At 67.3% G+C, this 14882-nt stretch carries 14 protein-coding genes; 8 read left to right on the forward strand and 6 right to left on the reverse strand.

The features are described 5' to 3' along the window. Positions 1–229: 229 nt before the first annotated feature. From KOR34_RS24800 to KOR34_RS24810, 3 genes are all read right to left on the reverse strand, one after another. On the reverse strand, positions 230–922 hold the full coding sequence (locus KOR34_RS24800) for a HEAT repeat domain-containing protein (RefSeq protein ID WP_146568827.1): 693 nt from the start codon (positions 920–922) through the stop codon (positions 230–232). A 187-nt stretch (positions 923–1109) separates the two neighbouring features. Next, the gene (locus tag KOR34_RS24805) at positions 1110–2111 is read right to left on the reverse strand and encodes a hypothetical protein (RefSeq protein ID WP_146568828.1); all 1002 of its coding nucleotides are present in this window, start codon (positions 2109–2111) and stop codon (positions 1110–1112) included. 300 nt (positions 2112–2411) lie between these two features. After that, positions 2412–2780 (reverse strand): hypothetical protein, encoded by a 369-nt coding sequence (locus KOR34_RS24810; protein WP_146568829.1) that lies wholly within the window; start codon positions 2778–2780, stop codon positions 2412–2414. Positions 2781–3208: 428 nt separating this feature from the next. Between KOR34_RS24810 and KOR34_RS24815 the strand changes: the two genes are divergently transcribed. The 6 genes from KOR34_RS24815 (at position 3209) to KOR34_RS24840 (ending at position 10833) form a co-directional block, all read left to right on the forward strand. Continuing rightward, a complete protein-coding gene (locus tag KOR34_RS24815) occupies positions 3209–4786 on the forward strand; it encodes a hypothetical protein (RefSeq protein ID WP_146568830.1) in 1578 nt (525 codons plus the stop codon). 175 nt (positions 4787–4961) lie between these two features. Then, positions 4962–7559 carry a hypothetical protein gene (locus KOR34_RS24820; protein WP_146568831.1) on the forward strand — a complete coding sequence of 866 codons (2598 nt, stop codon included), beginning with the start codon at positions 4962–4964 and terminating at the stop codon, positions 7557–7559. A gap of 308 nt (positions 7560–7867) precedes the next feature. Further along, positions 7868–8794 carry an ABC transporter ATP-binding protein gene (locus KOR34_RS24825; protein WP_146568832.1) on the forward strand — a complete coding sequence of 309 codons (927 nt, stop codon included), beginning with the start codon at positions 7868–7870 and terminating at the stop codon, positions 8792–8794. Between the two features lie 153 nt (positions 8795–8947). Beyond that, positions 8948–9682: a hypothetical protein gene (locus tag KOR34_RS24830; protein WP_146568833.1), complete on the forward strand. Its 735-nt coding sequence runs from the start codon at positions 8948–8950 to the stop codon at positions 9680–9682. A 289-nt stretch (positions 9683–9971) separates the two neighbouring features. Then, the gene (gene arsC, locus KOR34_RS24835) at positions 9972–10328 is read left to right on the forward strand and encodes an arsenate reductase (glutaredoxin) (protein ID WP_146568834.1); all 357 of its coding nucleotides are present in this window, start codon (positions 9972–9974) and stop codon (positions 10326–10328) included. 7 nt (positions 10329–10335) lie between these two features. Then, positions 10336–10833 carry a magnesium-dependent phosphatase-1 gene (locus tag KOR34_RS24840; RefSeq protein WP_146568835.1) on the forward strand — a complete coding sequence of 166 codons (498 nt, stop codon included), beginning with the start codon at positions 10336–10338 and terminating at the stop codon, positions 10831–10833. Between the two features lie 64 nt (positions 10834–10897). Here KOR34_RS24840 and KOR34_RS24845 read toward each other — a convergent pair whose 3' ends face one another. Continuing rightward, a complete protein-coding gene (locus tag KOR34_RS24845) occupies positions 10898–11326 on the reverse strand; it encodes a hypothetical protein (RefSeq protein ID WP_146568836.1) in 429 nt (142 codons plus the stop codon). A 705-nt stretch (positions 11327–12031) separates the two neighbouring features. Between KOR34_RS24845 and KOR34_RS24850 the strand changes: the two genes are divergently transcribed. Together KOR34_RS24850 and KOR34_RS24855 are read left to right on the forward strand one after the other, a co-directional pair. Next, positions 12032–12394 carry a hypothetical protein gene (locus tag KOR34_RS24850; protein ID WP_146568837.1) on the forward strand — a complete coding sequence of 121 codons (363 nt, stop codon included), beginning with the start codon at positions 12032–12034 and terminating at the stop codon, positions 12392–12394. Positions 12395–12570: 176 nt separating this feature from the next. Further along, on the forward strand, positions 12571–13014 hold the full coding sequence (locus tag KOR34_RS24855; RefSeq protein WP_146568838.1) for a hypothetical protein: 444 nt from the start codon (positions 12571–12573) through the stop codon (positions 13012–13014). A 46-nt stretch (positions 13015–13060) separates the two neighbouring features. Here KOR34_RS24855 and KOR34_RS24860 read toward each other — a convergent pair whose 3' ends face one another. Together KOR34_RS24860 and KOR34_RS24865 are read right to left on the reverse strand one after the other, a co-directional pair. Then, positions 13061–13339: a hypothetical protein gene (locus KOR34_RS24860; RefSeq protein ID WP_146568839.1), complete on the reverse strand. Its 279-nt coding sequence runs from the start codon at positions 13337–13339 to the stop codon at positions 13061–13063. A 239-nt stretch (positions 13340–13578) separates the two neighbouring features. Continuing rightward, entirely contained in the window at positions 13579–14868 is a 1290-nt protein-coding gene (locus KOR34_RS24865; protein WP_146568840.1) for an NAD(P)/FAD-dependent oxidoreductase, read from the reverse strand. Positions 14869–14882 lie beyond the last annotated feature (14 nt).

Genomic DNA, 14882 nt, shown 5'->3' on the forward strand with positions numbered 1-14882 from the left:
CCAGTGTGAGCCGAAGTTGCAAGCTTCCCACCCCGCGGGCGTGCTAGCACGCACGCCGCGCGGCCCGTCGGCGCAAGAGTCCCGCCAAGGACGCCGATGCCTTCTGGTATCGGGATGGGCGCGGCGGCGCTTAAAGACAATGCGTGCAATCTCAGAACCCGCAATCCACGGCGCAGGATAGCGAATCTGGGCGCTCGGAGGACGCAGTCACGCAAGCTGGGTCGGCCAGCTAGAAGGGCAGGAGTCTGCCGAAGCGCGAGGCCACGGCGGGCGGCTCGGGCTGGCCGGCGGCGGGGGCCTCGCCCTTGGCGTAGGCCAGGCAGGCCCGCACGTCGCCACCGAAGTCGCGGCCCGACGAGCGGCTCAGCGCCTGCACGCCGGCGTACTGCATGGCGGGGTCGTCGGACTCGAGGGCGGCCACCAACGCGGCGTTGGTCTCTGGCGAGCGGATCCCACCGAGCGCGCGGGCGGCCTCGATCCGCACGTCCTGGTCGGTGTCGGCGCGCAGCGCCTGGGCGAGGGCCGAGGCGCCGGCGGCGTCGCCCCGCTCGCCGAGCAGCTGGCAGCAGCGGCGGCGGACCAGCGGGTCGGTGTCCTGCAGGCCGGCGGTCAGCACCTGGCCGGCCAGCGGGATCTGGAACCGGGCGACCGAACGCATGATCGCGTCGCGGACCAGCGGGTCGGGCTCGGACTGCACCTTCCGCGCCAGCTCGACGGCGATCGCCTGCTGGGCGGCGCTGTCGGTCCCGTCGGCCTGCTCGCCGGCGGCCAACGCCTCCTCGATCCGCATGGCCGGCGTCTGGTAGGACGTCCGCTCCGGGGTGGAGAAGGGGTTCCACGCCAGCCCCCCGAGCGGCCCCGACTGGCAGCCGGCGGCGAGGGCGAGGGACAGCACGAGTAGGGTGTTCCGCGTGGCGGTCATGGCGGCTTGGTGCTAGCAGTCGTGTCGTTACTTCCCCGTCGGCGGCGCACTGGCGGGCCCGGGGGACGCGGCGGGACCGTAGCAGAGCGGGCCGACGCAACGCAAGGCGGGTTTGCCCACGGAAAAAGCCGCGGGCCGACCCGGAGGCCAGCCCGCGGCTGCGTGCTCGTCAACAAGCCCCCGACTATCAGACGTAGCCGTAGACGCGGTCGAACGCGCTATCGAGGTCGTAGTCGTCAACGTCGTTCGAGTCCTGACCGTTGCTGGCGATCCAGCGGAAGAACTCGTCGAAGCCATCGCCGCCGTCGAAGTTCACGTCGTCGGCCTCATTGTAGGCGAAGCGGACCTCGTCATTGCCGTCGCGTCCCTTGATAGTGATGTCGTCGACATCATTGAAGCCAAGGTAGGCGTAGTCGTCGTCGTAGGCGGCCGGGTCGCTCGACTCATCCCGGTGGTAGCCCATGTCGAGGTAGATGTCGTCCTGCACAGTGCTCCACTGGACCCGGGCCTCGTCGTCGCCGTTGCCCATGTAGGCGCGGATGTCGTCGGCGGTGACGCTGTCGACGTTGAGCTCGTCGTCGTCGTTCTCGGCGACGCTGTCGTAAGTCCTGACATAGAGGTCATCGGCGACCGTGGTGGTCGTGACGCTCACATAGTCGGCGCCAGAGCCCGTGCGGATCTCCAGGTCCTCCCAGCTGCCGTTGCCAATCGTCGAGCCCGAGACGGTCACCTGGTCGTTGTGGATGCCGGTGTCGATGTGCAGCTCATCTCGGGTGGTGAGGCCCGAAATACTTACCCGGTCGTGGTCCTTGATGCTGCTGTCGGTCCCGCCGACGTTGATCACGGCGTCGTCGACCGTGATGCCGCCGTTGTAGTTCAGGACGTTCAGCGTGTCGGAGCCGTTCCCGAGATTGACCAGCAGGTCATCGTTGGCGTTGATCCCGTAGAACGTGATCGAGTTGTACAGGCCCTCGCCCCCCTTGTAGTTGCCGTAGATCTGGGTGCCGTAGAGGCCCTGAACCCGGATCCCGCCGTTGGAGAGCTTGTAGACCTGCACGTGCTGGTCCTGGCCGGCGGTAAGCTCGCCAATCTCCAGGTTGCCGTCCACAACAGCGGCGGTCGCGTCGCCCGCCATCATGGCCTTCTCTTCCAACATCTGCATGCCGAGTTTCTTGCTCTTCTTGGACATCTCGAATCTCCCTTCGTGCTTGGTGGGGTGGGGCGGCCGTGGGTGGCCGCCGCGTTCACCATCACTTACGGGTGGATCCGGGCGTGTTACAAACCGCGCAGCAGAAGCCGCCGCCCGACCCGTCGGGGCGGGAGGGCTCCGCCGCCGGTGGGTGTCGGCGTGAGTGGCGTTGGGGCTGCTGGAGAAGCGGCAACGCGGCAGGACGCGCGCCTGCACGCAGATCAGCAACGGCGGGAGCTGCCCGCCAGAAAAATCTCGAAAACCGGCCGGCCGCCTGCTAGCGGCCGGCGGCCGCCGGGGCTAGTGCTCCAGGTAGCGGCCGCAGCTGGGGCACTTGGCGTACCACATCGGCACCTTGGCGCCGCACTCGCACTTGGTCTTGTGCTTGATGACCGACGAGCCGATCAGGCTGGCGCTGGTGCCGGCGTCCGCCTTGGCGGGGTGGTCGTCGAAGACCGACTCCGACGACGCCTTGGTGGAGGGCGCCGCGTGCTCGGCCCGGTGCTCGCTCAGCACCGCCTCGCGGAAGGCGCTCTCGGTCTCGTCGGTCACGTCGGGCACGTGGACCACCACCTGGCCCTCGCACTTGGGGCACAGGCCCTTCTTGCCGGCGTACTTGTCCTTGACCTTGAACGAGTGCCCGTTGGGGCACTGCACCTGGATACCCATGCTTGCGGCCTCGCGAACCTTCGCGGACGGTTGGTCGGCCCCGCGGTAGACCCCGCGTCGTTACAGGCCGGCCTCACCGAGCGGCGGCGGGTCCCGATCGAGGGGCCACGCCACGCGTACGTGCGCCTAATCTCCCCAGAAGCAGCCCCGCATCGGCTGGGCGCCCACAGCACCCACGACGCGGAATCGTGCGCCATCCTAGAAATCACTCTCCTGGCGGCCGGCCGAGCGGTGAAAAGCCAATCTCGAAAAGTCGTCGTTGGGCACGGCCGCCCCGGGGCGGGGATATCCCATCCCGCTCCCTTCACATTTCAAACTAACGCACGTCTCATGCTAAATCAACAACGCTTGTCGGCGGGGCGGCTTGGGCCGGGGCCGCTGGTTTGCCTAAACTAGTGACGATGTCGACACTTACCGCCTCCCGCTGGTTGCCCCTGGCACCAATTGCCGTAGCAGTACTGGCTTTTCTGGCCGCCGGGGCCAGGTGCCAGGGGCTGCTCGCCAACACCGCGCTGGTGGCGGTTGGCACGCTGGTTGTCGCCTTGCCAGCCGGCGGGCTGCTGGGCCTGCTGATACACAAACTCCGCCTGCCCGGGCAGGCGGCTGCGGCGGTCGCGGTGCTGACGCTGCTGTTCCTGCCGCTGCACCTGTGCGCCGCCGCCTGGCGAGCGGGCTTCGGCACGCTCGGGTGGTACACGCAGCAAGCGGCCGACGGCGGGGTCGCCAATCCGCTGCTGGAGGGCTTTGCCGGCGTGATCTGGATCCACGCCGCGGCGGCAATCGCCTGGGTGGCGGTCATCGTCGGCGCGGCGCTGCGGTCGGTCGACCGCCAGCTCGAGGAGGACGCCCTCTTGGCGATGCCGGCCTGGCGGGTGCTGCTGACGGTCTCGCTGCGAGCGGCGGCGCCGGCGTTTGTCGTGGCGGCCGGCTGGATCGCGATCACCGTCGCGCACGAGATGACGGTCACCGACCTGTTCCAGGTCCGCACGTTCGCCGAGGAGGTCTACACGCAGCACGCGCTGGAGTTGTTCGACCCGACCCAACTCGACGACCCGGACCAACGCCTGCAGCAGCGTCAGCTCTTCGCCGGGCTGGCGGTGGTGAGGGGGCTGGCGGTGGCGGTGCTGTGGTCGGCGCGGGGTTTGATCGACCGCGTGTCCGACGGCATGGCCCGGGACGCCTGGCGGTGGGACCCGGCGCCCCGTGCGCCGGCCGTGTTGGCGATGCTGCTGATGGTGGTCGTGCTGGCCGGAGTTCCGATCGGCAACTTGCTGTACAAGGCGGGCGGCAACGCCGTCCGCGAAGGCGACGCCTGGCGGCAGGAGTGGTCGCTCTCTAAGGCCGTGACGCGGGTCGGCAGGGCGCCGGTCGAGCACCGGCGGCAGCTGTGGCAGTCGGCCAAGCTCGGCCTGGGGGTCGCGTGCGGCGCCACGCTGGCCGGCGCGTTGGTGGCCTGGCGGCTCGCCCGCGGCGGCGTCGAGCAGCTCGCCTGGCTGGCGGCTATTGCGCTGGCGCTCACCACGCCCGGGCCGCTGATCGGCATCGGCGCGATCGACCTGTTCAACCGCCCGCTCGATTCCCCGCTCTGGCCACTGAGCTGGCTGTACGACCACACGCTGGCGGTGGTCTGGGCGGTTCAGATGGTCCGGGCGACGCCGGTGGTCGCGATCCTGCTGTGGCCGGTCTGGCAGGGCCTGCCGGCGGGGCTGGTCGAGTCCGCCCGGCTTGAGGGCGGGGGGCCGCTCGCCGGAGTGCTGGCGGCGGCCCGGTCGCGGTGGGGCGCGGTGGGGGCGGCCTGGCTGGCGGCTTTGGCCGTATCGTTCGGCGAGCTGAGTGCGTCGCTGCTAGTGATCCCGCCCGGCCCCCAGACGGTCACGATCGAGCTGTTCAACCTGCTGCACGCGGGAGTGGATGACCGCGTCGCGGCGATTAGCTTGGTCATGATCGCTTTGCTGGCGGTCGCGTCGTGGCTGGTGGCGCGGCTCTGGTCCCGCGCCCCCGAGTGAGGACTTTTTGCGCAAACCTGCACAGCGGACCCAAAAGCGATAAAATGCCCGACGGCAGCCGAACAGGCACCGGGACGCCGCCGCCGGGCGGGCAAGATCACGACCCGCCACACGAATCCGACTACGTGCCGCACCGGCTCCTCCGCACCCGACCGTCCGACGCCGCCCGCCACGCATGAAGCTAGACCCCTCCGCCAGACGCACCCGCCCGCTGCTCGTCGGCCTGTGCCTGCTCGCCCTGTTGATGCCGGGCTGCCGCGGCTGCGACGACGGCCTCACCCCGCAGGAGCGGGCCGCCAAGCAGCAGGAGAAGGAGGAGGAAGAGGCCGAGCGTAAGCGGAAGGAGGAAGAGGAGAAAAAGAAGAAGGCGCCCATGGTGGTCGGGCCGATGAAGCCCGTGCCGAGCCAGTCGGACCAGCCCCAGCTGTTCGTGAAGCCGGGCCACTGGACGATGGTGTCGCAGGAGATGAAGCGGAACTACGACGACTGGGTCGGCACCGAGGGCCAGGCGATCGTTGACTCGAACAACCAGCCGATCCCGCTTGACTTTACGGCCTTCTCGCTGCAGAGCCGCCGGCCGGTGGCGCTCAGCAAGGGGCAGGACAAGCGGATCGAGAGCATCTTCTTCCCGCCGCCCATCAAGCGCAAGTTTGGCGTGCGGTGGCAGATCCGCGGGCGTGACTCGCTGGACGTGATGCCGCCGCTCAGCGAGCCGACCACCCAGATGCAGTCGCACCAGTACCACTTTGTGGTGCTGGCCGCCAACCCGGCCAGCTACGGGCGGCTCGGCACGCTGCGGTCGGTCGACGCGCCGTTGCACGATGAAGTCGACGTGCAGTTCCGCGCCGGCGACTGGGCCGCGCGGCGCAACTACCGCGTGGTCGCGCCCGAGCTGGGCGACCGCGCCCCGCTGCCCGACAGCCTGTTCTGCCTGACCAGCACCGCCTACGTGCTGTGGGACGAGGTCGACCCCGCCATCTTCGACCCCGCCCAGCGCGACGCGCTGCTCGACTGGCTCCACTGGGGCGGGCAGCTCATCATCAGCGGGCCCGACTCGCTGGCGCTGCTGCGGGACAGCTTCCTCTCACCTTACCTGCCCGCCACGTCCGGCGACGCCTGGGAGATCACCGGCGATGACCTGCAGCCGATGGTCGCCGCGTGGGGCGTGGGCCGGAAGGGGCCGGATCTGCAGCTCCCCCGCCCCTGGTCCGGCGTGCGGCTGGAGCTCGTCGAGGACGAGTCCGAGCGCCGCGACTCGTCCGCGCCGGTGGCCCGCGCCACCAGCCAGCTGCGGTGCGGCGAGCTGTTCGCCGAGCGCCGCGTAGGGCGGGGCAGGGTGATCGTGTCGGCGATGCAGCTCAACCAACGCGGCCTGCAGAACTGGGAGAACGGCTACGAGTGCCTGATGAACGCGGTGGTGCTGCGGCGCCCGGCCCGCCGGTTCCGCGGCGACAACTACTCCGGCGGTTCCAGCACGGACTTCCAGGACGGCTTCAGCGTCAGCAGCGCCGAGGGCGGCGACAGCATGCTGGCGGTCGAGTGGGCCGACGGCGATCGCGTGGCCATCGACGCGGCAGTCAACTCGGGCCTCCGCCTGCTCTCCCGCGACTCCTACGACAACCCCAACCCGTGGCGGTTCTCGCTACAGAAGGTGGGCAACGGCCCGGACTACGGCATGGGCGGCTTCGGCGGGCAGTTTGGCGGCTCGTCCACCGTGCTCGCCGCGCCGGCCTACCCGGGCGGCGCCGGCGGCTGGGACGACTTCAACGCCGTGTCCTCCGCCGCGCGCGACTCGCTCCGCGAGGCCGCCGGCGTGACGGTGCCCGACTCCGGGTTTGTGCTCGCCTGCGTGGGGCTCTACCTGCTGGTGCTGGCCCCGTTCAACTGGATGGTGTTCCGCGCGATCGGCCGGGTCGAGCTGGCGTGGGTGGCGGCGCCGCTCATCGCGATCGCCGGCACCGTGGTGGTGGTCAAGCTGGCCCAGCTGGACATCGGCTTCGTCCGCGCCCAGACGCAGATCGCCCTGCTCGAAACCCAGCCCGGCTACGCCCGCGGCTGCCTGACCCGCTACACCGGCGTGTACACCTCGCTCGGCACCAACTACGACCTCACCTTCGACGACCCGGGCGCCGTGGCGGCGCCGTTCTCCAGCGGGACCGAGTTCCAGATGCTCCCCGGGCAGCAGGCCACGGCGGTCACCTACGACCGCCAGGAGAAGGCCCGCCTGCTGGGGCTGCAGGTCTCGTCCAGCACGACCGGCATGGTGCACAGCGAAGAGATGCACGACCCGGGCGGCGCGCTGCAGCTGGGGACCTCCAGCATGGGCGTGCTGCAGATCCAGAACCAGTCCGACAGGGACCTCAGCCAGCTGGCGGTGGTGTACCGCCCGGCCGAGGGCGGGCCGTCGCTGATGGGCTGCTGGGTCGGCGACCTGCCCCGCAAGGAGTCGATGGCGCTCAGCTGGGCGCCGGTCAACACCGGCGAGGGCGCTCTGCCATTCCAGCAGCAGCTGGGCGCCGCGGGCGAGCCCGGCGTGGCCGACGAGATGAACCTGACCCCGCTGTGGCGGGTGGCGCTCGACCCCGACCAGTTCGAGCCGGGCGAGTACCGCGCCGTGGCCCGCATCGACGAGGCCCTGCCGGGCATGACCGTCGCGCCCGCCGCCGCCCAGCAGACCGCCGCCACGCTGTGGGTGGCGCACCTGCAGTACGAGATCCCCACCGCCCCCCAGCCCGACAAGAACGCGCCGATCGATGTAGAGAACGAGGAGTAGAGATACGTCCAAGGCGCCCCGGACCAAACCCGTCGGGCGGAATTATCACGTAGGCCGGAACAAGCGCCAGCGCAGTTCCGGCAGAGCGAGCCTCCCTTCGAGAACCGAGACGACACAGATGAACGAAAGGCAACAAAGAGAACGAAGCGTGGCCTGAGTCTTCGTTCTCTTTGTTTGCTTCTGGCAATAGCTGAACAACGTCAACCACGCCGGAACAGTGCTCCGCTTGTTCCGGCCTACGCCCCCCGCAGGGCGCCGGCGGATCTTGCTTGGCAGTCCGCGATCCGCAATCCCCAATCCGCAATCGAATGATCGAGATCCACAACTTCCGCAAGACCTACGGCGACTTTGTCGCGGTGGAGAACCTGAACCTGAAGATCGGCGCCGGCGAGATGTTCGGGTTCATCGGCCCGAACGGCGCCGGCAAGAGCACCACCATCCGCTTCCTCGCCACGCTGCTCCGCGAGACCCAGGGCGAGGCGACCGTCAACGGTCACAGCGTGGTGAACGACCCGGTCGCCGTGCGGCGGAGCATCGGCTACATGCCCGACATGTTCGGCGTGTACGACGGCATGAAGGTGTGGGAGTTCCTCGACTTCTTCTCGGTCGCGTACGAGATCCCCCGCGCCAACCGCAAGGCGGTCATCTCCGACGTGCTCGAGCTGCTGGACCTGACCCACAAGCGGGACGACTACGTCAACGGCCTGTCGCGCGGAATGAAGCAGCGGCTCTGCCTGGCCAAGACCCTCGTGCACGACCCGCCCGTGCTGATCCTCGACGAGCCCGCGAGTGGCCTGGACCCCCGCGCGCGGCTGGAGGTCAAGGCTTTGCTCAAAGAGCTCCGCAAGATGGGCAAGACGATCCTCATCTCCAGCCACATCCTCACCGAGCTGGCCGACGTGTGCACGTCGATCGGCATCATCGAGCGCGGCAAGCTGCTGCTGGCCGGGCCGATCGAGAAGGTCTACCGCAAGATCCAGGCGAACCGCCACCTGCAGGTCCGCTTCTCCGGCGACCCGGAGGCCGGGCTCAGCCTCATCCGCAGCGACCCGCACGTCCGCAGCGTGCAGCAGGACACCCGCGGCTGCCTGGTCGAGATGGCCGGCGAGGACGCCGACGTGCAGCGGCTCTTGCACAACCTGGTCGCCGCCCAGGTCGGCCTGGTGTCGTTCGCCGACAAAGAACCGACGCTCGAGGACGTGTTCATGATGGTCACCAAGGGGTTGGTGACCTAGGAATTGGTAGCTCGGCGGTCCCCGCCGAGTATCCACAGCCGACGGATTACATCCGTCGGTTGAACCCAGGGATCGCTTCGCCAAGTTGCGAGTTGCGTAGGTCAGGCGCAGCCTGACCTACGAGAGCTGAGTGAACCCCGACAGGTTTGTTTTATGAAGCATCGAGTTCTTTATGTGTTGCTGATTGCGGTGATCGCCGCTGTCGCGACCGGCTGGCGGGTGGATCGGCGGCGTCTCGCAGAACGGTTGGAGGAAGAGGTCGAACGGGAGGGCGCGATCAGTTCATCGCTCAGCGCCGCCATGTTCAGCAATTTGATCTACACCCAGCTCGATACCCTCTCGCCCGAGGAGTTTGCTGCCAGACGCGAGTCGCAACTGCTGACCAATACTCTCTTTCTGTGGGCGCACCGCGACAACGCTGTCGATCGCACCCTCGTCGAGCAAGAGGGATACAAGGTGCGCGTGGAGCAACGTAAGGGACTGATTTCGACTGCGGGACGCTCACTCGAGCTTCTCGACGTCGCTACGGTCGACGATTTCGCCAGCAAACTCGCGTCGGCGAGGCTTACCAAAGAGTTCAAAGCGCCAGCGCTCGACGCAGACGGCGACCCAACGTCTGAATTAGTGGGGTCCATACAACTCTGCCTCGACCATCACAACTATCAGTCGCTCATCGCGAAGTACGACCTCAGCTTTGATGAGACCGTAGAGCTAGTCGAGTGCACTGTGCGGTTGTACGAAGCGGGTGAAGTAGGCATGTCTGAACTGCTACGAGCTCAAGACAGCCTGGAATCGCCGCCACGCGAATTGTCGGAGGAGGAACAATCGCTACTCGATCGCGTGCGTGAGATGCTGGGTCAGCCAATTGTTGCCCCTGCTGATTTGTAGTCCTGTAGGGTTGGCCAATAGGCCCACCGATTCAGAGCATGCCAGCACCAGTCGGTGGGCGTTCGCTTCGCGCGGGTGCCGGGGGTGCTCCGCGGTAGCGGAAGCCCCCGAGCTCGCTGCCCGCTACTGGAGCTCAGCGGGGGCTTCCCTGCGGGAGCGCCCCCGGCGCCCTCACGATCTCACTCGAGAGAGCCTTGTCGGGCTGCGAGACGAGCCCCGGTGGACCGCTCCGAATCGCGTCGCATAGAATCTGCCGGGTCATCGATACTTGCCCGACTGGAACCACCCCGTGCCCACCACCAAGATCTACCACAACCCCCGCTGCAGCAAGTCGCGCAGCGCGCTGGCGCTGCTGGAAGAGCGCGGCGCCCCGTTTGAGGTCATCCGGTACCTCGAGGACCCGCCGTCGGCCAAGGAGCTGCTGCAGATCGCGAGGCTGTTGGGCATCAAGCCGGCGGAGCTGGCCCGCAAGGGGGAGAAGCTTTACAAGGAGCTGGGCCTGGCCGACCAGCAGCTGACCGACAAGCAGTGGGCCGCCGTGCTGGCCGAGCACCCGCAGCTGATTGAGCGGCCGATCGTGGTGACCGGCGGCCGGGCGGCCATCGGGCGGCCGATTGAGAACGTCGAAGCAATCCTCGACCGCTGAGACCGCCATGCCGCTGCCCAAGCTGATTGTGTTCGACCTCGACTTCACGCTGTGGGACGCGGGCGGCGTGTGGTGCGACTGCCTGTCGCCGCCGTTCCGCCAGCGCGGCGGCCGCGTCGAGGACCGCGGCGGCCGGCACGTGCGGCTGTACGACGACGTGCCCGCCATCCTCGACGAGTGCGCCGAGGGCGGCGTGCCGGTGGCGCTGGCGTCGCGGACGCAGGAGCCGTCGTGGGCGCGGGAGCTGGTGGAGCTGCTGGGCATCACCGCGCGGTTCGCCCACGCCGAGATCTACCCGAGCTCGAAGCTGCGTCACTTCGCCGCGCTGCGGGACGCGTCCGGCTGCGACCACGACCAGATGCTGTTCTTCGACGACGAGCACCGCAACATCCACGAGGTCGGCGGCCTGGGCGTCACGAGCGTGCTGGTCGAGCAGGGCATGACCCACGGCCTGTTCCGAGAGGGGCTCGAGCAGTTCGCCGCGGGCGGCGGGCCGCGGTCTTGATAATGACGACCGCTAGGCGGGGTGTCGCGAATGACGCTCAGCCGGTTGGCTGCACGTGCACTTGCTAGCTGCCTTCTGCTGCATTCATGACCATGATCGAACGGCGTTCTGGATCGCGAAGAACATTGTGCATCCAGAGAAAACCATCGGTGCATTCATCATCTTCCATGGGTACCCAGCGGCTTGCCATTACTGGCGTATAGGTGACGCGGCACAGTGTTTCGGAGCATTGCGTCGCTGAGAATGTATTGGCGTCTGGCGATATATCAAGGCGCGTCTGAAGCGTGCTGGCGTCGTATTTCAGCAGCTCGCCATTCAGGATTACATACAGCTCGCCAGCTTCAGCACCCAAGGCAAACAAGTCACCGTTGTGCTCAAAGAAGAATCCGTCACATGCGGTGCTCTTGCCTACGGCTTCGCGTCGTTCCCGGACATCACGGGCAACGTCGACGTGCAACAAGTCCAGATACCGGTCTTTTTTTCTCAGCAGCATTTTCTTGTCGGATGACTTGCTGATAGGCGGAACGTTTCGGCGTAGACCATGATTATACCGAGTTGCTCGTAACTAAACGCTGTCGCTAGGAGGTCCCGGCAACTTGTACCAACCAAGATCGCCAAAGGCGACTAGTCGTACACCTAGACACGAAGAACCCCATCGTAGCTCGTTGGTCCTCCACCGAGAGAGGTCCGAACACGGCGTGTCCCATGGGCGAGCTGCAAGCCGGGGCGACGCCGGCAGCCTTCGGTTGGGCCGCGTTGGTCGGCCTCACGGCGGCGACCGCCGTGCTACGATGGCCGCTTCATGTTTCCGCGCAGTTCTCGGTAGAAAACAGGCCACCCGGCGCGGTCTAATGGGCGTTGTCGGGAGAGTCCCTAACGCAATCTAAACCCGAGGGCGTAGCGTCATGCGACCGCGGAACGTGAACCACCCAGGGCGTTCGCCGGAGACTTTTGACCCTGTTGGCGTTCCCGAATGGACAAAAGTCGGACGGCGGATTCGCGGGCGGTCGCGGCGGAGTCTGCTATACAAGCGTGAAACGCGTTTGCGGGGAGCGGCGCGGCCGGACTTTTGTCCCTAAGAATCGTTAGCGCCATTCGGGACAAAAGTCCCGAAGGTGTGAGAGCCAGATTGACTTCAGCCAGGGGACGCCCGGCCGCATCCGCGCCGGCGCCCCGCGGCGTTGGACTTGGAGAAGCTATGAACGGTCGAAGGGTGCTGGGCGGGATGATCGCCGCCGCGTTGCTGCTGGGGGTGCTGTTGTCGTACGGGGCCGAGGCCCAGGAGCCCAACCCGCCGGTCGACCCTGGCAAGTTCAAGGGCAAGGTGACCGTGTTCTACGTGCACGGCAGCATCGAAGGGAGCGTCATGATCCGCGACGCCAAGTTCGAGCGGGTCCGCGACCGCTGGTTCGTGACCGGCACCGCGCCCGACGTGGGCGACCAGAACGACTGGACCCGCGACACCCACGCCGCCGTCGACTGGGACCGCGTGGAGTCGTTCTACGTGTTCACCGAGGAGCAGTTCCAGCAGCAGGTGTTCGCCGACCCCGGCGCGATCTGAGGCGGTGGCGCGTCACGAGCACGCCAAGAAGCAAACCTGGGTGGCAGTGGCGCTCCCGCAGGGAAGCCCCTGATAGCGTAGGAAGTCTAATGCTGCCCGTAGGCGGGGGCTTCCGCTGTCGCGGAGCGCCCCCGGCGCCCGGCGATACAAGTTGCTGACGGCTTGAGGAACAGTCGGTGACGCCAGGTAGAAAACTAGCGATCGTCATCTGCACCGCCGTGCTGTTCCTGGCGGGCAGTTGGGCGTGGCGGGTCATCCAGGCGTGGCGCGACATCCCCGCGGCGTATGCGGCGTGGGATGCGGGCACGATTTTGGTCGCCTACCTCGAAGAGCATGACGGGCGGTGGCCGGCGGGGTGGGGAGAGCTTTCCGCGTTTGTTCAAGAGCACGATCCGCCGCTGTTCCTCCGCGGGGGCGTCTACCCGCCGGAAGACAACCACGCCGACTACCTGCGGACGCTCCGCGAGACGGTGGCGATCGACTGGAACTTCGATCCAGCAGCCGACGCTGGCGAGCCGGTAATAGGCGTCGATGGAGGGCCGCTGCCAGCTCTATGGGAGGACCCCAATCAGATGGTCCGTGAGTATCTGCAGTCGCGAAGGCTCGACGCAGAGGAGTAGGTGCTGCTCGGCTCCCCACGAGGGACGGGGAATCATTGAGCCAGAACTAAGATTCGTAGGAGGTAGGTTTTCCCACGAATGCTTTAGTTCCCTCAATCGACGCTACCAACAGTCCGGCGGTTGCTATCGTTACCCCACTAGTGAAGATCACCTGTGAAATATCAATGGCATTGTTGAGCGCTGTGATGGACGCTTCGGTCGACTCTGGGTAAATGCGGGCGATTGCAAAGTGCATTGGCAGAATGGCGCCTATCACCGCGACAGCCATTCCTGCTACGCATCCCCAAACGCCGATAGCGATCCGAATCCGTTGCTTGCGGGACATATCCCTAGCTCTCGTGTTAACAAGTTGACGCACGGAGTCTAACACCAGGAATATCTCACCTAAAAGAGCAGACGGCGGAGTGCTGCTAGCGAGTACGTGTCAGGGACGCCCATGCAATACTTCGCACCGCCACACGGTGGTCGTCGCGGAGCGCCCCGGCACCCATGTGGGACGGTTTAGCGGTGCCGCGTCCTTCCCTAACCCTCCCCAAGTGGGACGGGGGCTTGTCGCTAGCCGCGCTACGCGATGGCGGGCAGGCCGTCGGCGGGTTCATCCTCGTCGGAGTCGTCCGCCGATTGGGCGGACATCCGCTCGAGCCAGGGGTCGAGGTCGTCGAACAGCTTGGGCACGTCGGGGTGGAACATGCGGCCGATTAGCAGGTTGGTGAGGGCGCCCATGTGCTCGGGGTGCTCCTTGGCGAACTTGCCGACGCGGAACTCGCCGGAGTAGAACGCGTGCACCAGCTTGCGGACCCACTTGGTCCCGGCGGAGAACTCGTCGTTCCAGGCGCCCAGGCGGGCGGCGGACGGGTCGTCGTGGCGGAGGGCGTCGATCACGCAGTCGGCGGCCATGTCGGCGGACTTCATCGCGAAGTACACGCCGGAGGAATAGACCGGGTCGATGAAGCCCCAGGCGTCGCCGGCTAGGACCCAGCCGTCGCCGGCGGGGCGGTCGGTCGAGTAGCTGAACTCCTTGGCGACCCGCAGGTCGTCCAGCGGCTCGGCGCCCTCAACGCGTTGCCGCACGCCGTCGCACTTGAGCAGCTCTTCCTGGAACACCTGCTCGGGCTTGCCGCGGCCTTTGAGGAGGTAGTCGTTGTCGGCCACCACGCCGACGCTGACGATGTCGCCGGAGAGCGGGATGTACCAGAACCACGCCTGCTTGTCGCGGGTGTGGGAGATGATGGTTTTGACGCCGCCGCCGGACTCGTCGCGGTCGGCGCCGCGGTAGTGGCGCCAGATGCTGGCCTTCCTGAGGTTCGGGTTCACCTGCTTGAGGCCGAACTTGTTGGCGAGCAGCGACTGCTGGCCGGTGCAGTCGACCACCACGCGGGCGTCGACGTTAATTGGCTGGCCGCCGGACTGGAGCCGGACGCCGGTCACGCGTTCGCCGTCGGTCAGCACGTCGAGCGCGCGGGTCTGGTCGAGGCACTCGGCGCCCTTGGCGCGGGCGTTGTTGAAGAGCAGCTGGTCGAACTCGGCGCGTTCCACGTGCCAGGTTTCGCTGCTGGGGTGCGGGTCGTGGTTGCGGAAGAAGAAGGGCTGCGACTCCTTGCCGGTGTTGTTGACGAACTGCACGCCGACCTTCTTGGCGAAGCGGCTCTGGTTGAGTTGTTCGAGCACGCCGAGCTTCTCGAAGACCCAGTAGGTCTCGGGCATGAGCGACTCGCCGACGTGCTCACGGGGCAGCGAGTCGCGGTCGACGAGCAGGGAGGAGAAGCCGGCCTGGGCGATCAGGGCGGCGGCGGTGCAGCCGGCGGGGCCGGCGCCGAGGACCACGCAGTCGTACGCTTGGTGGGTGGGGGGCATGCCTGGGCCGGTGG

Source organism: Posidoniimonas corsicana, assembly GCF_007859765.1.
GTDB classification, from domain to species: Bacteria; Planctomycetota; Planctomycetia; order Pirellulales; family Lacipirellulaceae; genus Posidoniimonas; species Posidoniimonas corsicana.